Consider the following 22,485-nt stretch of genomic DNA (forward strand, 5'->3'; position numbering starts at 1 on the left):
CGTGTCCGACCGACCCCCGAGGAACCGATACCGATGCTGACGACCGACGTCCTGATCGTGGGCTACGGCCCCGTCGGTGAGATGCTCACGATCCTGCTGGCGCAGCGAGGGCTCACCGTCACGGCGGTCGAGCGGTGGGCCACCCCGTACAACTTCCCCCGCGCGGTGTCGTACGACGGGGAGGCGAGCCGTGTCCTGGCCGCCGCCGGCGTCGCCGACCGCCTCGGCCCGGTGGTGGAGTCGTCGGGCGAGTACACCTTCAAGAACGGCTTCGGCCGGACCCTGCTGCACGTCAAGGTCACCGGCGACGGGCCGATGGGCTGGCCCGACTCGGTCTCCTTCTACCAGCCGGGACTGGAGGCGCTGCTCGCCGAGCGGGGCGCGGAGTTGCCGGGTGTCACGGTGCTGCGCCCGTACCAGGTGACGGGCCTGGTCGAGCACGCCGACGGGGTCGAGGTGACCATCGCCGGCCCGGACGGCGAGGAGGTCCGCGCGGCCCGCTGGGTCATCGGCTGCGACGGGGCCAACAGCTTCGTGCGGGAGCACCTGGGCAGCGGCGTCACCGACCTCGGCTTCACGTACGACTGGCTGGTCTGCGACGTGGTCCCGCACGAGGCCCGCGAGTTCAAGCCGAACAACCTGCAGGTCTGCGACCCGGCGCGGCCCCGCACGGCCGTGTCGGCCGGCCCGGGACACCGGCGGTGGGAGTTCATGCGGGTGCCGGGGGAGAGCCGGGAGGAGTTCGAGAGCGCCGAGAGTGTGTGGCGGCTGCTCGGCCTCTTCGACATCACCCCGGACAACGCCACCCTGGAGCGGTACGGCGTCTACACCACCCAGGCATGCTCGGCCGAGCGCTGGCGTTCCGGGCGGATCCTGCTCGCCGGCGACGCGGCGCACGTGATGCCGCCGTTCATGGGGCAGGGGATGAGTTCGGGCTTCCGCGACGCCCTCAACCTCGCCTGGAAGCTCGACCTGGTGCACCGCGGCCTGGCCGACGAGGCTCTGCTGGACACCTACCAGGAGGAGCGCTGCGCGCACGTGCAGCACGCCATCCGGATGTCCATCGACTCGGGCACTGTGATCTGCGAGACCGACCGCGCCGCCGCGGCCGGCCGCGACGCCGCGATGCTCGCCGAGCTGCGCCGGCGTACCGCCCGCCCGCGCACCCGGTCCCTGCTGGAGCCCCTGTCCGGCGGGGTCCGGCACAGCGGCTGCGAGGCCGCCGGCGCCCCGATGCCGCAGGGTCGCGTCGAGGTCGACGGCCGCGCCGGGCTCTTCGACGAGGTCGTCGGCACCGGCTTCGTCCTGCTCTGCGCCGAGGACCCCGACGACCTGCTCGACGCCGACGCCCGGGCCTTCCTGGACGCGCTCGGCGCGCGGGTCGTCCGGATCGTTCCCGCCGGTGCGCCCGCACCCGGATCCGGCGCCGCGCCGACCGCCTTCGACCTCGACGACGTGTACCTGGCCCACCTCAAGCGGTACGACGCGGTGGCGGTCCTCGTCCGGCCCGACTTCTACGTCTTCGGCACCGCCGCCGACCCGGCCGCTGTGCCCGCGCTCGTCGAGGATCTGCGCCGGCAGATCCGGCGCGGCTGATCGGCATCCACCCACCGGAAGGAACCGACATGTTCGAGAACCTGAAGATCGCCGGCCGGGCGATCCGCACGGTCTTCACCGCCGACCCCATCACCCGGGTCCGGCGCTTCTACGAGATCCAGTCACCCGACGTGGAGTTCGCGGCCCGCCGTACCCACTACATGAACGTGGGCTACTGGTCCGACGGGGTCACCGACATCGACACGGCCGCCGACGCGCTGGCCGACAAGCTGGCCGACGCCGCCGGGCTCAAGCCGGACGACACCGTGCTCGACGTCGGCTTCGGCTACGGGGACCAGGACTTCAAGTGGCTGCGCGAGCGCCAGGTCGCCAAGGTGTACGGCCTGAACATCACCCCGCATCACGTCGAGGCGGCGCAGCGCCGGGCGCAGGAGGAGGGGCTCGCCGACCGGACCGACTTCCGGCTCGGCAGCGCCACCGAACTGCCCTTCGAGGACAACACCTTCGACCGGGTCGTCGCCCTGGAGTCCGCCTTCCACTTCTACCCGCGCAGCGCGTTCTTCGCCGAGGCGCTGCGGGTGCTGCGCCCGGGCGGCGTGCTCGCCACTGCCGACATCATCCCGGTCAGCGGCGACGTCGTCCGCGCGGCCATCCAGTCCGGCCCGCTGAGTTTCGTCAAGTTCAGCATTCCCAAGGAGAACTGGCACGACCGGGACACGTACCGGCAGGAGCTGGTCGAGGCCGGCTTCGCCAACCCGGAGGTCCGCTCGATCAAGGACCGGACGTGGGAGGGCTGGCGGGCGTACATGGCCGAGCGGACCAATGACCCCGCGTTCCGGGCCGTCGTCAAGCCGGCCGTCCGCAAGAGCATGGCGGCCCACTGGAAGAACCAGGACCTCATGAAGCGTGAGCTGGCGCAGCTCGACTACGTGATCGCGGTCGGCCACAAGCGGTGACAGCGCGTACCGAGGGGCCCGTCCACCGGTCGTCACGACCGGTGGACGGGCCCCCGTCGGCGTGAGATCAGACCGCCGGTGCCGCGCTCAGGGTTGCCGAGACGGCCCGCAGGATCGCCGGCTGGTGCTCGGCCAGGAAGAAGTGCCCGCCCGGGTAGACCTTCAGGTCGAACGCTCCAGTGGTGTGGTCCGACCACGCCCGAGCCTCGTCGACAGTCGTCTTCGGGTCGTCGTCGCCGGTGAGGACGGTGATCGGGCAGCTCAGCGGCGGCCCCGGCCGGTAGGTGTACCGCTCGGCGGCCCGGTAGTCGTTGCGGATCGCCGGTAACGCGGCGCGCAGCATCTCCGGATCCCCGAGGACGGCGGAGTTGGTGCCGCTCAGCTTCCGGACGTCGGCCAGCAGCCCCTCGTCGTCGAGCAGGTGCACCGTCTCGTGCCGTGACTTCGACGGCGCCCGGCGCCCGGACGCGAACAGATGCGCGACGCTGCCGCCGTCCTGCTCGATGAGCCGGGCGAGTTCGAAGCCGAGGCTGGCCCCCATGCTGTGCCCGAAGATGGCCAGCGGCTCGTCCCGCCAGGGCCGCAGCACGGTGAACACCTCGCGCGCGAGGTCGTGGATGTCGCCGATGCACTTCTCGTGGCGCCGGTCCTGCCGCCCCGGGTACTGGATCGACAGCACCTCCACGGCGGGGGAGAGAGCGCGGGACACCGGGAAGTAGAAGCTTGCCGACCCGCCGGCGTGGGGCAGGCACACCAGGCGCCTCGCGCCGCCCGGGGCGGGGTGGAAGCGTCGCACCCACAAGCCGTTGTCGGTCTCTGGCGTGGTCATCCTCTGGTGGTCCTTCCGGCGGCTGCGGTTGCCGACCGGATCGGGCGTGGACCCGGTCGAGGCGACGCTAGTGCGGCGGGTCGGGACCGGACACCCCTAGCTGGTCGGTTGCCTGGTTAGGGGTTGTCCGCGCTCGCGCGTAACCAATAACTTCTCCCGGCAGATGGGGATCTGCGTGGCTCTCGGCCGAGCGAGCCGAACGACAGATACAGGTGTCGCCTGAGACTTCTGCGCATTCGTACCGTCGCTTACGTCGAGTCTCCGCCGTGAATCGCGATGGGCTGGGTTGATGGACACCGAAGAGAAGCTCCGGGAGTACCTGAAGAGAGTCACCGCCGACCTGCGGCGGACCCGGCAACGGCTCCGGGACGTCGAGGCCGACGCGCAGCAGCCCATCGCGATCGTCGGTATCGGCTGCCGGTTCCCCGGCGGGGTGCGCACGGCCGAGGAACTGTGGGATCTCGTCGCGTCCGGCGGTGACGCGATCGCCTCCTTCCCCACCGACCGTGGCTGGGATCTCGACGCGCTCTACGACCCGGAGCGGTCCCGGCCGGGCACCTCCTCGGTCCGCGAGGGCGGATTCGTGGCCGACGCCGCCGAGTTCGACTCCCGGCTGTTCGAGGTCTCGCCGCGTGAGGCGCTCGCCATGGACCCGCAGCAGCGGCTGCTGCTGGAGACCTCGTGGGAGGCCGTCGAGTCGGCGGGAATCGACCCCACCAGCCTGAAGAACGCCCGGGCCGGAGTCTTCGCCGGCATGACCCACAGCGGGTACGCGCATCCGCCGGAGACCCCGCCGGCGGGTGTGGAGGACTACCTCGGTCTCGGCAACGCGGGCAGCATCGCCTCGGGTCGGGTGGCGTATTCGTTCGGGTTCGAGGGTCCGGCGGTGACTGTGGACACGGCGTGTTCGTCGTCGCTTGTGGCGTTGCATCTGGCGGTGCAGGCGCTGCGGTCGGGGGAGTGCGATCTCGCGCTGGCCGGCGGCGTCACGGTCATGCCCACCCCTGCAGTGTTCATCGATTTCACCAGGCAGGGAAACCTGTCCCCGGTGGCCCGGTGCCGGGCGTTCGCCGACGCGGCGGACGGCACAGCGCTCGCCGAGGGTGTCGGGATGTTGCTGGTGCAGCGGTTGTCGGATGCGCGGCGTGAGGGGCGTCGGGTCCTTGCGGTGGTGCGGGGCACGGCGGTGAATCAGGACGGTGCGTCGAATGGTTTGACGGCGCCGAACGGTCCGTCGCAGCAGCGGGTGATCCGGCAGGCGCTCGCCAACGCGGGGTTGGGTGTGGCGGACGTCGACGTGGTGGAGGCGCACGGTACGGGTACGACGTTGGGTGATCCGATCGAGGCGCAGGCGTTGCTGGCGACGTACGGGCAGGGCCGGGATGTGCCGTTGTTGTTGGGGTCGGTGAAGTCGAACATCGGTCACACGCAGGCCGCTGCCGGGGTGGCTGGGATCATCAAGATGATTTTGGCGATGCGGTATGGGGTGGTGCCGGCGTCGTTGCATGTGGATGTGCCGTCGTCGCATGTGGACTGGTCGTCGGGTGCGGTGGAGTTGGTGACCGAGTCGCGGCAGTGGCCGGGCGTGGGGCGTCCTCGGCGTGCGGGTGTGTCGTCGTTCGGTATCTCGGGGACGAACGCGCACGTGATCCTGGAGCAGCCGGAGGCTGAAGCCGTCGCCGAGGTGGCGGCGGAGCCGGAGTCTTCCCCGGCATCTGCCGGGGGCGCTTCCGTGGCTTTGCCGGTGCCGTGGGTGGTGTCGGGTCGTTCGGAGCGGGGTTTGTCGGGTCAGGCCGGGCGGTTGGCGTCGTTCGTGCGTGGTCGTGGTCTGTCGCCGGTGGATGTGTCGTGGTCGTTGGTGACGTCGCGGGCGGCGTTGGAACATCGCGCGGTGGTGTGGGGTTCGTCGGTGGACGAGTTGGTTGCTGGTCTGTCGGCGGTGGCCGAGGGCCGGTCGGCGGGTGTGGTGTCGGCGGGTCGTCGGGCGGTGTTGTTCACGGGTCAGGGTTCGCAGCGTGCGGGTATGGGCCGGGAGCTGTACGAGACGTTTCCGGTGTTCGCGTCGGCGTTCGACGAGGTGTGCGCCTGTTTCGATGGTGTGTTGCCGCGTGCGTTGCGGGATGTGGTGTTCGCGCAGGCGGGGTCGGATGAGGCTGCCCTGGTGGATCAGACCGTCTTTGCCCAGGCTGGTCTGTTCGCGGTCGAGGTGGCGTTGTGGGAGTTGCTGTCGTCGTGGGGTGTGCGGGCGGATTTTGTGGCGGGTCATTCGATCGGTGAGGTGACGGCCGCGTATGTGGCGGGGATGCTCTCCCTCGCGGATGCGTGTGTGCTGGTGGCGGCGCGGGGCCGGTTGATGCAGGCCCTGCCCAGCGGTGGGGTGATGGCGGCGGTGGGCGCGTCGGAGGAGGCTGTCGCCGAGCTGATCGGCGTGACCGGTGCGGGCGTGGATATCGCGGCGGTGAACGGTCCGGCGTCGGTGGTGGTGTCGGGTGCCGCCGGCGAGGTCGCTTCGGTGGTGGCGGCCTCGCGTGAGCGGGGTTGGCGGGTCAAGGAGTTGTCGGTCAGTCACGCGTTTCATTCGCGGTTGATGGATCCGATGTCGGATGAGTTCCGGTCGGTGGTGTCCGGGTTGGATTGGCGGGTGCCGCGGGTGCCGGTCGTGTCGAACGTGACGGGCGCGGTGGCGGAGGCGGACGAGCTCACCGACCCGGGCTACTGGGTCCGGCACGTACGCCAGCCCGTGCGGTTCGCCGACGCGGTGCGCACGCTCCACCAGCAGGACGTCGTGCAGTTCCTCGAGATCGGCCCCGACGCCGTACTCACCGCCATGGCGCAGGACTGTGTGGAGGCGGCCGGCGACGTGCGGTACGTCGCCACGATGCGTGCCGGCCACTCCGAGGCCGACACGCTGCGCGCCGCCCTCGCCGAGTGGTACGTCACCGGCGGCCACGTCGACTGGACCGGATACCTCACCGCCCTCGACGGGTCCGGCCCCGAGCGGGCGGCCGGGGCACGTCCCCGCACCATCGCCCTGCCCACGTACGCCTTCGACCATCAGCGCTACTGGCTCAACACCACTACGGGGGCTGAGGCGGCGCCCGGGCTCGGCGTCCGCCCCGTCGACCACACGCTGCTCGACGCCGCCGTACGCGTGGCCGACGACGACGTACGGGTCTTCGGCACCGAACTCTCCGTACTGACACACCCGTGGCTCGCCGAACATGTCGTCTGGGACTCGGTGGTGGTGCCCGGCGCCGCCCTGGTCGAGATGGTCCTGCACGCGGGCGCGCAGGTCGGCTGCGACACCCTCGACGAGCTGACCCTCCAGGCCCCGCTGGCGCTCGCCGAGGACGGCACCCGGGCGATGCAGGTGAAGCTGGGCGCGGTGGACGAGGACGGTCGCCGGACGGTCACCATCCACTCCCGAGCCGCCGCCGACGCGGACGGCGAGTGGGACCGTCACGCGGCGGGCATCCTCGCCCCGGCCGTACCGCAGCCCGACAGGTCCGATCCGGCGCCGTGGCCGCCCAGCGCCGCCACCGCCGTCGCAGTCGACGGCATCTACACCGAACTGTCCCGTCTGGGCGTCGAGTACGGTCCGCTCTTCCGTGGCCTGCGCGCCGTCTGGCGCACCGACGACGAGGTGTGCGCCGAGGTGGCGGTGCCCGACGGCACCGAGGTCGCCGGCTTCGGCCTGCATCCCGCCCTGCTGGACGCGGCGCTGCACATCGTCGGTCTGCTCGACTCCGACGGGGAGGATGCCTCCGGCGTACGCCTGCCCTTCGCCTGGACCGGCGTCACCCTCTCGGCGGTCGGCGCGACCGCGCTGCGGGTACGCGCCCGGCGCAGCGGCGGCGGCGTGACCCTGACCCTGACCGACCCGGCCGGCGCACCCGTCGCCCGGATAGACTCCCTGGTCTCTCGCCCCGTCACCGCCGACCAGGTGCGCGCCGGTGACTCCGCCGCCGACTCGCTGTACGCCGTCAGCTGGCAGAGCGTGCGGCCGGGCACCCCGGCGACCGTTCGGGTGGTGCTCCTCGGCGACGCACCGTCCGACCTGTCCGAGATCGCCAGGTACAGGCTCGCCGAGCTGGCGGAGGCGGTCGACTCCGGCCGGATCGACCCCGAACTGGTGCTGCTCGCCGCGTACGCCGACGACGAGCACGCCCCGGTCCCCGCCGCGACGCGCAGCCGGCTCACCGCAGTGCTGACCGCCGTCCAGGGCTGGCTCGCCGACGACCGGCTGGCGGCGCGGCGGCTGGTCGTGCTGACCCGCGGGGCCGTCTCCGCCGGCGACACCTGCCGTGCGGGCGACCTGCCCGGCGCGGCGGTCTGGGGCCTGCTGCGTTCGGCCCAGGCCGAGCACCCCGACCGCTTCGTGCTCGTGGACCTCGACGAGGCGCGGCAGCCGGAGTCCTGCACGGTGGACCTGGTGGCCCGTGCGGTCGCCACCGGCGAACCCCAACTGGCGGTCCGGGACGAGCAGGTCCTGACGCCCCGGCTCGCGCCAGCCGTCCTCGAACCGGTCCCGGCCGCCGTCCTCGACCCCGACGGGACGGTCCTGGTCACCGGAGCCACCGGCGCCCTCGGCGGTCTGCTGGCCCGGCACCTGGTCAGTACGCACAAGGTGCGCCATCTGCTGCTGGTCAGCCGCCGCGGAACCGACGCCCCCGGCGCCGCGGAGCTGCTCGCCGAGCTGACCGCGCTGGGTGCGCAGGCCCGCCTGGTCGCCGCCGATGTGGCGGACCGGGACCGCCTGGCCGCGGTGCTGGACGACGTTCCCGCCGAGCACCCGCTCACCGGCGTGGTGCACGCCGCCGGCGTCCTCGACGACGCGGTGATCTCGGCGCTGACCCCCGGCCGGCTGTCAGCCGTCCTCTCCGCCAAGGCCGACGCCGCCTGGCACCTGCACGAGCTGACCCGATCGCGGCCGCTGGCGATGTTCGTCCTCTTCTCGTCGGTCGCCGGCGTCCTCGGCGGCCCCGGGCAGGGCAACTACGCCGCCGCGAACGCGTTCCTCGACGGCCTCGCCGGGCACCGGCACGCCTCCGGCCTCGCCGCCACGTCCCTGGCCTGGGGCCTCTGGGCCGCGGACAGCGGCATGACGGGCGCACTCGACGCCGCCCAGCGGCAGCGGATGAGCCGCAACGGCCTCAGCCCGCTCGACACCGGCCAGGCGCTGCGCCTCTTCGACGCCGGCCTGCACGGTGGACGCCCCCACCTGGTGCCGGCGCTGCTCGACCTCGCCGCGCTGCGCCGCCAGGCCGACGCCGGCCAGCTCCCGGCGCCGCTGCGCGGCCTGGTCCGGGCCCGGCGACGCGTCGTCGAGGGCGGTGGCGACGGCGGTCCGTCCTTCGCGCAGCGCCTCGCCGGCACGCCCGAGGCGGAACGCGGCCGGCTGGTGGAGGAACTGGTCAAGGCGCAGGTCATCGAGGTGCTCGGCTACCCGCCGGCCACCGTCGTACCGTCCGGGCAGACGTTCACCGGCCTCGGCTTCGACTCGCTGACGGCCGTGGAGCTGCGCAATCGGCTGACCGCCCTCACCGGCATCCGGCTGCCGGCGAGCCTGATCTTCGACTGCCCCACGCCCGCCGCCCTCGCCGACTTCTTGCTGGTCGACGCCGTCCCGCCGGAGCCCGAACCGGGCCTGCTCGCCGAGCTGGACCGGCTGGAGGCCGCATTCGCCGCGACCGCGCCGGAAGAGCTGGAGCGGCTGGCCGCCGACGACGAGACGCGTACCGCCGTGGCGGTCCGCCTCCGGACGCTGGTCACCCGGTGGAGCGACGCCACCGCCCGGCCCGACGACGTCAGCCAGGCCCTCGATGACGCCTCGGACGACGAGCTGTTCGACTTCATCGATCAGAAGTTCGGCCGATCCTGAGCACGAGTCCGCCGCTTGCCCCTTAGCGACAGGTGATCAACCCGATGGCGAACGAAGCCAAGCTCCGCGAGTACCTCAAGCGCGTCACCGCTGACCTGCACGAGACCAGCGAACGCCTGCGGGCAGTCGACGAGCAGAATCACGAGCCGATCGCGATCGTGGGGATGGGCTGCCGCTACCCGGGCGGGGTGCGGACTCCGGAGGCGCTGTGGCGGCTGGTCGAGTCCGGCGTCGACGCCGTCACACCCTTCCCGGCGGACCGGGGCTGGGACGTGGAGAACCTCTACGACCCCGACCCGGACGCGCACGGCAAGTCGTACACCCGCGAGGGCGGATTCCTGCACGACGCCGGCGAGTTCGACGGCGGGTTCTTCGGCATCTCGCCCCGCGAGGCGCTGGCCATGGACCCGCAGCAGCGCCTCCTGCTGGAGGTCGCCTGGGAGACGGTCGAGCGGGCCGGCCTCGCCGTGGACTCGCTCAAGGGCAGCCGCACCGGCGTCTTCACGGGCGTCATGTACCACGACTACGTCTCCCGGCTCAACGGCGTACCGCAGGAGGTGGAGGCGTTCGTCGGCACGGGCAACCACGGCAGCGTCGTCTCCGGCCGGATCTCGTACACCTTCGGGTTCGAGGGCCCGGCCGTCACCGTCGACACCGCCTGCTCGTCCTCACTGGTGGCGCTGCACCTCGCCGTGCAGGCGCTGCGCTCCGGCGAGTGCATTCTCGCGTTGGCCGGCGGCGTCACCGTCATGTCCAGCCCCGACACGTTCATCGGCTTCAGCCGGCAGCGCGGCCTGTCCCCGGACGGGCGGTGCAAGTCCTTCGCGGCCACCGCCGACGGCACCGGCTGGAGCGAGGGTGCCGGGCTGCTGCTGCTGGAGCGGCTCTCCGACGCCCAGCGCAACGGCCACCGGGTGCTCGCCGTGGTGCGCGGCAGCGCGGTCAACCAGGACGGCGCGTCCAACGGCCTCACCGCGCCGCACGGCCCGTCGCAGCAACGCGTGATCCGCCAGGCCCTCGCCAACGCCCGGCTCGCCCCGGCTGACGTGGACGCCGTCGAGGCCCACGGTACCGGCACCCGCCTCGGCGACCCCATCGAGGCGCAGGCCCTGCTCGCCACGTACGGCCGGGACCGGGCCGACGACCAGCCCCTGTGGCTCGGGTCGATCAAGTCGAACCTCGGGCACACCCAGGCCGCCGCCGGCGTCGCCGGCGTCATCAAGATGGTCATGGCGATGCGTCACGGCGTCCTGCCGCGCACCCTGCACGTCGACGAGCCGTCCCCGCACGTCGACTGGTCGGCCGGCGCGGTGAGCCTGCTCCGCGAGCCGCGCCCATGGCCGAGCGCGACGAGGCCCATGCGCGCCGGCGTCTCCTCGTTCGGCGTCAGTGGCACCAACGCCCACGTCATCGTCGAGGCCGCCCCGCCCGCGCCGCAGCCGGCCACCGACGCCGTCACCGGCCCCGACCCGCTGCCGTGGGTCGTCTCCGCGCGCAGCGCCGCAGCGCTCGGTGCTCAGGCCGACCGGCTGCGCTCCTGGCTCGCCGAGCACCCCGATGCCACGCCGGCCGCCGTGGGCCGGGCCCTGGCCACCGGCCGGTCCGTCCTGGAACACCGGGCCGTGCTGCTCGGTGCCGACCGGGACGAGCTGCTCGCCGGGCTCGGCGCGCTGGCCGACGGGGTCCCGGCGGCGTCCGTGCGGCGCGGGGTCGCCGGCCCCACCCGCGTCGCGGTGCTCTGCACCGGCCAGGGCGCCCAGCGCGTCGGCATGGGCCAGCGGTTGTACGCCGCCTTCCCGGCCTTCGCCGAGGCCTTCGACGCCGCCTGCGCGGAGCTCGACAAGCACCTCGACCGGCCGCTGCGCGGCGTGCTCGACGGCCCCGCCGACGTTCTCGACCGCACCGGGTACGCCCAGGCGGCGCTCTTCGCCGTCGAGGTCGCCGCCTACCGGCTCGTCGAGTCCTGGGGTGTCGTGCCGGACTTCGTGGCCGGGCACTCGGTCGGCGAGGTGGCCGCCGCGCACATCGCCGGCGTCCTGTCGCTGCCCGACGCCGCCCGCCTGGTGGCCGCCCGGGGCACCCTGATGCAGGCGCTGCCCACCGGTGGCGCCATGGTGTCGATCCGTGCCACCGAGGCGGAGGTGCACGCGCACCTGGCCACCGTCGCCGGGACGGCCGGCGCCCGGCTGGCCGCCGTCAACGGCCCGGAGTCCGTCGTCGTCTCCGGCGACGAGGACGCCGTGCTGGCGGTCGCCGCGCACTTCGCGGCCCTCGGCCGCAGCACCAGGCGGCTGCGGGTCAGCCACGCGTTCCACTCCGCCCGCATGGACCCGATGCTCGACGCGTTCGGCGACGTGCTCGGGCAACTGGCCTTCGCCGCGCCCCGCATCCCCGTGGTCTCCACGGTGACCGGAGCGGTGCTCGACCCCGAAGAGGTGTGCTCCCCGGCGTACTGGCTGCGCAACGTCCGCGACACGGTCCGCTTCGACGCCGCCGTGACCGCCCTGCGTGAGCTGGGTGTGGGCGCGTACGTCGAGGTGGGACCGGGCGGGGTGCTCTGCGCGCTCACCCAGGAGATCGTCGGTGCGGACCAGGCGGTCTGCGTCCCCGTGCTGCGCGCCGAGCACGACGAGGCGACGAGCGCCCTGGCCGCCGCGGCCACCCTGTGGACCCGGGGCGTGCCGGTGAACTGGGCGGCCCTGTTCGCCGGCCCGCCCGTGCCGGTCGACCTGCCCACGTACGCGTTCCAGCGCGAACGCTACTGGCTGCTGCCCCTGCCGCAGCCCGCCGACGTGACCGCCGCCGGGCTGACCCCGACCGGCCACCCGCTGCTCGGCGCGGTGTTCCGCTCGGCCGACGGCGACGAGGTGACGCTCACCGGCAGGTTGTCCGTGGAGACCCAGCCCTGGCTGGCCGACCACGCCCTGCGCGACGTCGTGCTCCTGCCCGGCACCGGGTTCGTGGAGCTGGCGCTGCAGGCCGGCGCGGAGGTCGGCGCCGAACGGCTCGCCGAGCTGACCCTCCAGGCGCCGCTGGTGCTGCCCGAGACCGGCGGCGTCGACGTGCAGGTCGCCGCCGAACGCGCCGGTGGCGGAGCGTGGCAGCTCACCGTCCACGCCCGCCGCGCCGGCACCGACGACATCTGGGTGCGACACGCCACCGGCCTGCTCACCCCGGAGCCGGATGAGGACATCGGCACGCCGGCGCAGTGGCCGCCGAGCGACGCCACCTCCCTGGACGTGTCGGAGCTGACCGGGCGGGCGGCGCGGGCCGGTTTCGCGTACGGCCCGGCCTTCTCCGGGCTGCGCGCCGCCTGGCGGGTCGGCACCGACGTGTACGCCGAGGTGGCGCTGCCCGACCCGGAGGCCGGCGACGCCGGTGGGTACGGGCTGCACCCGGCGCTGCTCGACGCCGCCGTGCAGGCGGTCGGGTTCGGCATCGTCGACCCCGGCGAGGCCCGGATGCCGTTCGCCTGGTCCGACGTGACCCTGTCCGCCCACGGTGCCGACACGCTGCGGGTACGGCTGACCCCCACCGGTGCGGACACGGTGTCCATGCTGGTCGCCGACGCGACCGGTGCGCCCGTCGCCCGGATCGGCTCCCTGGTGCTGCGGCCCCTGCCGGCGGGGGAGCTCACCGCCGGCGGATCCCCGTGGCGCCGCGCGCTGTTCCGCCTCGACTGGCCCCGGCACGCCGGCGGCGTGGGCGCGCCCGACCGCACGACCTGGGCGGTGCTCGGCGACCGCCCCGCGCCGCTGCCGGCCGGCGTGACCGCCGACCGGCACGCCGAGCTCGCCGCGCTCTGCGACGCGGGGGTGCCCGACGTCGTGCTGTACCAGGCGGCCGGCGCTGCCGCGACCGGCCCCGGCCCGGTCCACGACCTGCTCGCCGAGGTCCTCGCCGTGCTCCAGGGCTGGCTCGCCGCCGAGCGCCACACCGGCGGATCCCGGCTGGTGGTCCTCACCCGCGGCGCCGTCGCCGTGGACGCCGACGCCGACGTGGCCGACCTGGCCGGCGCCGCCGTGTGGGGCCTGCTCCGGTCCGCCCAGGCCGAACACCCCGGCCGGTTCCTCGTCGTCGACCTCGACGACGAGGAGAGCTCCGCCTCCGCCCTCGCCGGCCTGCTGTCGGCCGACGAGCCGCAAGCGGCGGTGCGCGACGGCGTGGTCCGGGTGCCCCGGCTCGTCGCCGCCCCGGAACCCGACGCGCCGGCGCCGGCGCTGGACCCGGACGGCACGGTGCTGGTCACCGGCGGCACCGGTGCCCTGGGCGCGCTCGTCGCCCGCCACCTCGTCACCCGGCACGGGGTCCGCCACCTGGTGCTGACCAACAGGCGCGGGCCCGCCGCGGCCGGCGCCGCCGACCTGCTCGCCGATCTCGCCGACCTGGGCGCCACCGCGACGGTCGAGGCGTGCGACGCCGCCGACCCCGACGCCCTCGCCGCGCTGCTGGACCGGATCGACCCGGCGCACCCGCTCACCGGCGTGGTGCACACCGCGGGCGTGCTGGCCGACCGCACCCTGACCTCGCTCACCCCCGAGGCCCTCGACGAGGTGCTCCGGCCGAAGGTGGACGCCGCCGCGCACCTGCACGAGCTGACCGCCGCCCACGGCCTCGCGCTCTTCGTCACCTACTCGTCGGCGGCGGGCGTGACCGGCAGCCCCGGCCAGGCCAACTACGCGGCGGCCAACGCCTTCCTGGACGCGCTCGCCCACCGGCGGCGGGCCGCGGGCCTCCCCGCGCACTCGCTGGCCTGGGGCCCGTGGGCCGAGTCGGGCGGCGGCATGACAGCCGGCCTCGACCGGGCCGACACCGACCGGCTGGCCCGCGCGGGCGTACGGCCGCTTCCCGAGGCGGACGGCCTGGCGCTCCTCGACGCCGCGCTGCTCACCGGCCTGCCCGCGACGGTGCCGATGGTGCTGGACGGGCCGGCGCTGCGCGCCCAGGCCGAGGCGGGCACCCTGCCGTCGGTCCTGCGCGGCCTGGTCCGGGCGCCCCGGCGTCGCGCCGCGCGCTCCGGCCCGGTGGAGACCGCCGCGCTGACCGAGCGGCTGACCGGGCTCGACCGCGAGGAGCGCGCCGCGGCCCTGCTGCGGCTCGTCCTCGACCAGGTCGCGACGGTCCTGGGGTACGCCGACGCCGCAGCCGTCGAGGCCGGACGCCCGTTCACCGAGCTGGGCTTCGACTCGCTGACCGCCGTCGAGCTGCGCAACCGGCTGGGTGCGGTCACCGGCCTGCGCCTGCCCGCGACCCTGGTCTTCGACCACCCGACCCCGCTCGCCCTCGCCGACCACCTGGACGCCGAGACCGGAACCGGGGCCGACGCTCAGGCGACCCCGGTCGCCGCCGTCGCGGCGCTCGACGAGCCGATCGCGATCGTCGGCATGAGCTGCCGCTACCCCGGCGGCGTGCGCAGCCCCGAGCAGTTGTGGGACCTCCTCGTGGCCGGTGGGGACGGCATCACCGGTTTCCCCGCCGACCGTGGCTGGGACGTCGCCGACCTGTACGACCCGTCCGGCGCGCGCCGGGGCAGCAGCTACGCTCGCGAGGGCGGCTTCCTGGCCGACGCCGGCGACTTCGACGCCACCCTGTTCAAGATCTCGCCGCACGAGGCGCTCGCCATGGACCCGCAGCAGCGGCTGCTGCTGGAGACCGCGTGGGAGGCCATCGAGGACGCCCGGATCGACCCGCTCGCGCTGCGGGGCCGCCCCGTCGGCGTGTTCGCCGGCATGATGTACCACAACCACGCCGCCGGGCTGGCCGACGTTCCGGAGGCCCTCGACGGCTACCTCGGCGTCGGCACCGCCAGCAGCGTGTTGTCGGGCCGGGTGGCGTACTCGTTCGGGTTCGAGGGTCCGGCGGTGACTGTGGACACGGCGTGTTCGTCGTCGCTTGTGGCGTTGCATCTGGCGGTGCAGGCGCTGCGGTCGGGCGAGTGCGACCTCGCGCTGGCCGGTGGTGTCACCGTGATGGCGACGCCCGAGACGTTCATCGACTTCTCCCGCCAGCGGGGCATGGCCCCCGACGGCCGGTGCAAGTCGTTCTCCGACGCGGCGGACGGCACGGGCTGGTCCGAGGGCGTCGGCGTGCTGCTGGTGCAGCGGCTGTCGGACGCGCGGCGCGACGGGCGCCGGGTCCTCGCGGTCGTGCGGGGCACGGCCGTCAACCAGGACGGCGCGTCGAACGGGTTGACGGCGCCGAACGGCCCCTCGCAGCAGCGGGTGATCCGCCAGGCCCTCGCGAACGCCCGGCTGGGCGTCGCCGACGTCGATGTCGTGGAGGCGCACGGCACGGGCACGACGCTGGGCGACCCCATCGAGGCCCAGGCGCTGCTCGCCACGTACGGGCAGGACCGCGACGACCGGGACGCGCTGCTGCTGGGGTCGGTGAAGTCGAACATCGGTCACACGCAGGCCGCCGCCGGGGTGGCGGGCGTCATCAAGATGGTCTTGGCGATGCGGTACGGGACCGTGCCGGCGACGCTGCACGTGGACGAGCCCTCGTCGCATGTGGACTGGTCGTCGGGTGCGGTGGAGCTGGTGACCCAGGCGCGCGAGTGGCCGGGTGCGGGCCGCGCACGCAGGGCTGCCGTGTCGTCGTTCGGCATCTCGGGCACGAACGCGCACGTGATCATCGAACAGGCGGAGCCGGAGCACGTCGCGGCGTCTGCCGCGCCCGTCGGGTTGCCGGTGCCGTGGGTGGTGTCGGGGCGTTCGGAGCGGGGTCTGGTGGGTCAGGCGGCTCGGTTGGCGTCGTTCGTGCGGGAACGGTCCGGCCTTGCGGTGGCGGACGTGTCGTGGTCGTTGGCGACGTCGCGGGCTGCGTTGGAGCATCGGGCGGTGGTGTGGGGCTCGGACGTGGACGAGCTGGCGGCGGGTCTGTTGGCGGTGGCCGAGGGCCGGTTGTCGGGTGTGGTGTCGGCGGGTCGTCGGGCGGTGTTGTTCACGGGTCAGGGTTCGCAGCGTGTGGGCATGGGTCGGGAGCTGTACGACGCGTTTCCGGTGTTCGCGTCGGCGTTCGACGAGGTGTGCGCCCGTTTCGATGGCTTGTTGCCGCGTGCGTTGCGCGAGGTGGTGTTCGCGGAGACGGGTTCGGAGACTGCGGCTCTGTTGGATCAGACCGTGTTCGCGCAGGCGGGGTTGTTCGCGGTCGAGGTGGCGTTGTGGGAGTTGCTCGCGTCGTGGGGTGTGCGGGCGGACTACCTGGCGGGTCACTCGATCGGTGAGGTGACGGCGGCGTACGTGTCCGGGATGTTGTCGTTGGCGGATGCGTGTGTGTTGGTGGCGGCGCGGGGCCGGTTGATGCAGGCCCTGCCCAGCGGTGGGGTGATGGCGGCGGTGGGTGCGCCCGAGTCCGCGGTGCGGGGGATCATCGATGCTGCGGAAGCGGCGGTCGACGTCGCCGCGGTGAACGGTCCGGCGTCGGTGGTGGTGTCGGGTGCCGTCGGCGAGGTGGCTTCGGTGGTGGCGACCGCTCGTGAGCGGGGTTGGCGGGTCAAGGAACTGGCGGTCAGTCACGCGTTCCACTCCCGCCTGATGGAGCCGATGCTGGAGGAGTTCCGGTCGGTGGTGGCGGGGCTCGACTGGCGGGTGCCGCGCGTCGCGGTGGTGTCGAACGTGACGGGTTCCGTGGCGGACCCGTTGGAGCTGGTGGATCCGGAGTACTGGGTGCGGCACGTGCGGCAGCCGGTGCGCTTCGCCGACGGTGTGGTGGCGTTGCGGGCGCTGGGGGTGGACACCTTCCTGGAGGTGGGGCCGGACGCGACGTTGACGGCGATGGTGGCGGAGATCGTCGCGGATGCGGGGGTGCGGCGGGTTCCGGCGTCGCGGCGGGACCAGTCGGAGCTCGCTGCGGTGACGGCGGCGTTGGGGCAGTTGTGGGTGGCGGGTGTGCCGGTCGACTGGGCTGCCTACCACGGTCAGACCGGCGCCCGGCCGGGCGTGGTCGACCTGCCCACGTACGCCTTCGACCATCGACGTTACTGGATCAATGCCGCGACGCGGTCCTACCGTCCCCCCGCCGCCCGGCGTACCGCCGCCGACGAGGACTTCTGGCGGGCGATCGAGGCGGAGGACCTGACGACCCTCGCCGAGAGCCTGGCCGTCGACGCCGACGCCCCGCTCGCGGACGTGCTGCCGGCGCTGTCCACCTGGCGACGCCGCCGGGACGCCGAGGCGGCCCTCGACTCCTGGCGCTACCGGGTGGCCTGGCAGCCGCTCACGGACGACGCCGCCCGCGCCGAGGCGACCGACTTCCTGCTCGTCGTACCGGCCGACGCCGACGCGGCCGTGACGGACTGGGCCGCCGCCCTCGGCGCCGCCGGCGGGCGGATCGTCGAGGTCGACGCCACGTGCGACCGCAAGCGCCTCGCCCACGACCTCGCCGAGGCGTCGACCGGCCGCGACGGGGACGTGCTGCCCGTACTCTCCCTGCTGGCCCTCGACACCCGGCCGTACGCCGGGGCCGCCTCCGTGCCGACGGGCCTCGCCGGCACGGTCGCGCTCGCGCAGGCGCTCGGCGACGCCGGGATCACCGCCCGGCTCTGGATCGCCACCCGCGGCGCGGTCTCCGTCGGATCCCGGGACCGGCACGTCGACCCCGTGCAGGCCATGGCGTGGGGCTTCGGCAGCGTGCTGCGCGCCGAGCACCCGCACCGGTGGGGCGCGCTCGTCGACCTCCCCGAGCAGCCCGACCAGGACGTCGTGCGCATGCTCCGGACGCTGATCGCCGGCACCGGCCAGGAGGACGAGATCGCCCTGCGCGGCACCGGCGGCCACGCCCGCCGGCTCGTTCGTGCGACGTACGGCGACACCGGTGCGCGCGGTTCCTGGACGCCGCGCGGCACGGTGCTGATCACCGGCGGCACCGGGGCACTCGGGGGACACGTCGCCCGCGCGCTGGCCGCCGAAGGAGCCGAACACCTCCTCCTGGTCAGCCGGCGGGGTGGCGAGGCGCCCGGCGCGACCGCCCTCGCCGAGGAACTCGCCGGGCTCGGCACCCGGGTCACCCTCGCGTCCTGCGACGTGGCCGACCGGGCCGCGCTCGCGACGCTGCTCGACTCGATCCCCGCCGAGCTTCCACTGAGCGCGGTCGTGCACACCGCCGCGGCCCTCGACGACAACGTCGTCGACGCCGTGAGTGTCGACCAGCTGGCCACCGCCCTGCGGGCGAAGGTCGACGCCGCGCGCAACCTGGACGAGCTGACCCGGGGCAGCGACCTCTCCGCCTTCGTCCTCTTCTCCTCCCTCGCCGGCCTCATGGGCGCCGCCGGCCAGGCCACGTATGCGCCGGGCAACGCGTTCCTCGACGCCCTGGCGCAGCGCCGCCGCGCCGAGGGGCTGCCGGCGACCTCGCTCGCCTGGGGCCTGTGGGCCGACGGCGGGGTGAGCGCGGGCGACTTCGAACAGCGGCTCAGCCGTACCGGTTTCGGCGCGATGGCGCCGGAGACAGCCGTGCGCGCCTTCAGCCGGGCGCTGGACCGCGACGAGACGTACCTCGTGGTGGCCGACATCGACTGGGCCCGGGTGGCCGTCACCGGTCCTCGGCGCGCCCACCCGCTGGTCCGCGACCTGCTGGCCGAGGCCGGCGCGGCGGTGCCCGCCGACGCCCCAGTGCCGGCGGCCGACCTGCGCCTGCGCCTGGCGGGGATGTCCGGTGCGGAGCAGCTGCGCGCCCTCGGCGAACTCGTGCGTGCCGAGGTCGCGGCCGTGCTCGGCCACGAGTCCGCCGAGCGGGTGGCGCCGGACCGGGCGTTCCAGGACCTCGGCTTCACCTCGCTGGCAGCCGTCGAGCTGCGCAACCGGCTCGACGCGGCGACCGGCCTCGCGCTGCCGACCACGCTCGCCTTCGACTACCCGAACTCCACCGCCCTGGCCGGCCACATCCACGCCGAGCTGCTCGGCGGGCAGGCGCTGCCCGTCCCCGCCGCCACCGGCCCCGTCGTGGGCGACGACCCGATCGTCATCGTCGGCATGGGCTGCCGTTTCCCGGCCGGAGCCGAGTCCCCGGAAGGGCTCTGGGACCTGCTGACGGCCGGTGCCGACGCGATGTCGGACTTCCCGGCCAACCGGCACTGGGACCTGGAGTCGCTGGCCGGCACCGACTCCTACGTCTCGCGCGGGGCGTTCCTGGCCGACGCGGGCGGCTTCGACGCGGAGTTCTTCGGCATCTCGCCGCGGGAGGCGCTCGCCATGGACCCGCAGCAGCGGCTGCTGCTGGAGGTCTCCTGGGAGGCGTTCGAAGACGCCCGGATCGAACCCCTCGCGCTGCGCGGCAGCCGCGTCGGGGTGTTCGCCGGCACCAACGGCCAGGACTACGAGACCGTCGTACGCCAGGCCGGGGAGGCGCTCGCCGGATTCGGCGCGACCGGCGCCTCCGCGAGCGTGTTGTCGGGTCGGGTGGCGTACTCGTTCGGTTTCGAGGGTCCGGCGGTGACTGTGGACACGGCGTGTTCGTCGTCGCTGGTGGCGTTGCACCTGGCGGTGCAGGCCCTGCGTTCCGGCGAGTGCGACCTCGCCCTGGCCGGTGGCGTCACCGTGATGGCCACCCCCGGCGCCTTCATCGAGTTCTCCCGCCAGGGCGGGCTGTCGGCGGACGGCCGCTGCAAGGCCTTCGCCGAGTCTGCGGACGGCACCGCGTGGGGCGAGGGCGTCGGGGTGCTCGTGGTGCAGCGGCTGTCGGACGCGCGGCGTGACGGGCGTCGGGTCCTCGCAGTGGTGCGCGGTTCGGCGGTGAATCAGGATGGTGCGTCGAATGGTTTGACGGCGCCGAATGGTCCGTCGCAGCAGCGGGTGATCCGGCAGGCTCTGGCGTTTGCGGGTTTGTCGGCGGCTGATGTGGATGTGGTGGAGGCGCATGGTACGGGTACGTCGTTGGGTGATCCGATTGAGGCGCAGGCGTTGTTGGCGACGTATGGGCGGGGTCGGGATGTGCCGTTGTTGTTGGGGTCGGTGAAGTCGAACATCGGTCATACGCAGGCCGCTGCGGGGGTGGCGGGCGTCATCAAGATGGTCTTGGCGATGCGGTATGGGGTGGTGCCGGCGTCGTTGCACGTGGATGCGCCGTCGTCGCATGTGGACTGGTCGTCGGGTGCGGTGGAGCTGGTGACCCAGGCGCGTGAGTGGCCGGGCGTGGGGCGTCCTCGGCGTGCGGGTGTGTCGTCGTTCGGTATTTCGGGCACGAACGCGCACGTGATTCTGGAGCAGCCGGAGCCCGAGGCCGTCCCCGAGGTCGCGGCGGAGCCGGAGTCTGCCCCGGCATCTGCCGGGGGCGCTTCCGTGGCTCTGCCGGTGCCGTGGGTGGTGTCGGGTCGTTCGGAGCGAGGTCTGGCGGGTCAGGCCGGGCGGTTGGCGTCGTTCGTGCGTGGTCGTGGCCTGTCGCCGGTGGATGTGTCGTGGTCGTTAACGACGTCGCGGGCCGCGTTGGAGCATCGCGCGGTGGTGTGGGGCTCGTCGGTGGACGAGTTGGTTGCTGGTCTGTCGGCGGTGGCCGAGGGTCGGTTGTCGGGTGTGGTGTCGGCGGGTCGTCGGGCGGTGTTGTTCACGGGTCAGGGTTCGCAGCGCGTGGGTATGGGCCGGGAGCTGTACGACGCGTTTCCGGTGTTCGCGTCGGCGTTCGACGGGGTGTGCGCCTGTTTCGATGGTTTGTTGCCGCGTGCGTTGCGCGAGGTGGTGTTCGCGGAGACGGGTTCGGAGACTGCGGCTCTGTTGGATCAGACCGTGTTCGCGCAGGCGGGTCTGTTCGCGGTCGAGGTGGCGTTGTGGGAGTTGCTCGCGTCGTGGGGTGTGCGGGCCGACTACCTGGCCGGTCACTCGATCGGTGAGGTGACGGCCGCGTACGTGTCCGGGATGCTGTCCCTGGCGGATGCGTGCACCCTGGTGGCGGCGCGGGGCCGGTTGATGCAGGCCCTGCCGGCCGGTGGGGTGATGGCGGCGGTCAGCGCGTCGGAGGAGGCTGTCGCCGAGCTGATCGGCGTGACCGGCGCGGCGGTGGACGTGGCGGCGGTGAACGGTCCGGCGTCGGTGGTGGTGTCGGGTGCCGTCGGCGAGGTGGCTTCGGTGGTGACGACCGCTCGTGAGCGGGGTTGGCGGACGAAGGAACTCTCGGTCAGTCACGCGTTCCACTCGCGGTTGATGGAGCCGATGTTGGAAGAGTTCGCGTCGGTGGTGGCAGGGCTGGACTGGCGGGTGCCGCGGGTGCCGATCGTGTCGAACGTGACCGGCGCGGTCGCGGAGCCGCTGGAGTTGGTTGACCCGGAGTACTGGGTGCGGCATGTGCGGCAGCCCGTGCGGTTCGCCGACGGGGTGGCTGCTCTGCGGTGGCAGGGCGTGGACACGTTCCTGGAGATCGGCCCGGATGCGACGTTGACGGCGATGGTGGCGGAGATCGTCGCTGATGCCGGGGTGCGGTGTGTCGCGGCGTCGCGGCGGGATCAGCCGGAAGTCGGCGTGTTGACGTCGGCGTTGGGGCAGTTGTGGGTGGCGGGTGTGCCGGTGGACTGGGCTGCGTACCACGGCCAGGCCGGTGCCCGGCCGGGCGTGGTCGACCTGCCCACGTACGCCTTCGACCACACCTGGTACTGGCCCGAGGCGGCGCCCGCGGCCCGCCGGGACGCGCACGGCGAAGCTCTCGACGGGCGGTTCTGGGCGGCCGTGGAGTCCGGCGACCCCGACCTGGTCGGCGGCGAGCTGGGCGTCGGCGCGGACGAACCGTTCAGCGCGGTCCTGCCGAAGCTCGCGCAGTGGCGGCGGGCCGCACAGCAGCGGTCGACTGTGGACTCCTGGCGCTACCGCGTGGTCTGGCGGGGCCAGGACGTGACCGGGAACGAGAACCTGACCGGCTCCTGGCTGGTGCTGATGGCCCCCGGCCAGGAGGACCACCCGTTGCTGGCCGGGCTGGCGGAGCGGGGCGCCGAGATGATCCCCGTGGTGCTGGACGAGCTGGACCGGGACGGGATCGCGCGTCGGCTGTCCGCCGCCTCGGCGGCCGCAGGACCGGTCGCCGGGATGATCTCGCTGATGTCGCTGGCCGGCGCCGGTGTCGTCGAGGCACTGGCGGTCGCGCAGGCGCTTGCAGTCACCGAAATCGAGGGTCGGCTGTGGTGGTTGACCAGCGGTGCCGTCTCCGTGGACGACTCCGAGCCTCTGACCGACCTGGACGGTTCTGCGGTGTGGGGTTTGGGTCGGGTGGTGGGTTTGGAGGTGCCGTTGCGGTGGGGTGGTTTGGTGGATTTGCCGGGTGTGTTGGGTGGGGGTGTGTGGGGT

At 73.7% G+C, this 22,485-nt stretch carries 5 protein-coding genes; 4 read left to right on the forward strand and 1 reads right to left on the reverse strand.

Annotated features, from left to right (window positions below; translation table 11 throughout):
* Nucleotides 1–33 precede the first annotated feature (33 nt).
* Both ABD52_RS11445 and ABD52_RS11450 read left to right on the forward strand, forming a co-directional pair.
* Nucleotides 34–1,596, forward strand: a complete 1,563-nt coding sequence (locus ABD52_RS11445) for a bifunctional 3-(3-hydroxy-phenyl)propionate/3-hydroxycinnamic acid hydroxylase (RefSeq protein WP_047891792.1) — start codon at nt 34–36, stop codon at nt 1,594–1,596.
* 29 nt (nt 1,597–1,625) lie between these two features.
* A complete protein-coding gene (locus ABD52_RS11450) occupies nt 1,626–2,513 on the forward strand; it encodes a class I SAM-dependent methyltransferase (protein ID WP_013285627.1) in 888 nt (295 codons plus the stop codon).
* 67 nt (nt 2,514–2,580) lie between these two features.
* Here the strand turns inward: ABD52_RS11450 and ABD52_RS11455 are convergent, their stop codons facing one another.
* Nucleotides 2,581–3,342, reverse strand: coding sequence for a thioesterase II family protein (locus ABD52_RS11455; RefSeq protein ID WP_047891793.1), 762 nt, complete (start codon nt 3,340–3,342; stop codon nt 2,581–2,583).
* A gap of 286 nt (nt 3,343–3,628) precedes the next feature.
* On the opposite strand from ABD52_RS11455, the gene ABD52_RS11460 reads away from it, so the two are divergent.
* Together ABD52_RS11460 and ABD52_RS11465 are read left to right on the forward strand one after the other, a co-directional pair.
* Nucleotides 3,629–9,223, forward strand: coding sequence for a type I polyketide synthase (locus tag ABD52_RS11460; protein WP_047891794.1), 5,595 nt, complete (start codon nt 3,629–3,631; stop codon nt 9,221–9,223).
* Nucleotides 9,224–9,267: 44 nt separating this feature from the next.
* The coding region (locus tag ABD52_RS11465; RefSeq protein ID WP_053065364.1) for a type I polyketide synthase at nt 9,268–22,485 on the forward strand (13,218 nt) is incomplete at its 3' end.

The sequence above is a fragment of the Micromonospora sp. RV43 genome, from assembly GCF_001029515.1.
GTDB lineage: Bacteria > Actinomycetota > Actinomycetes > Mycobacteriales > Micromonosporaceae > Micromonospora > Micromonospora aurantiaca.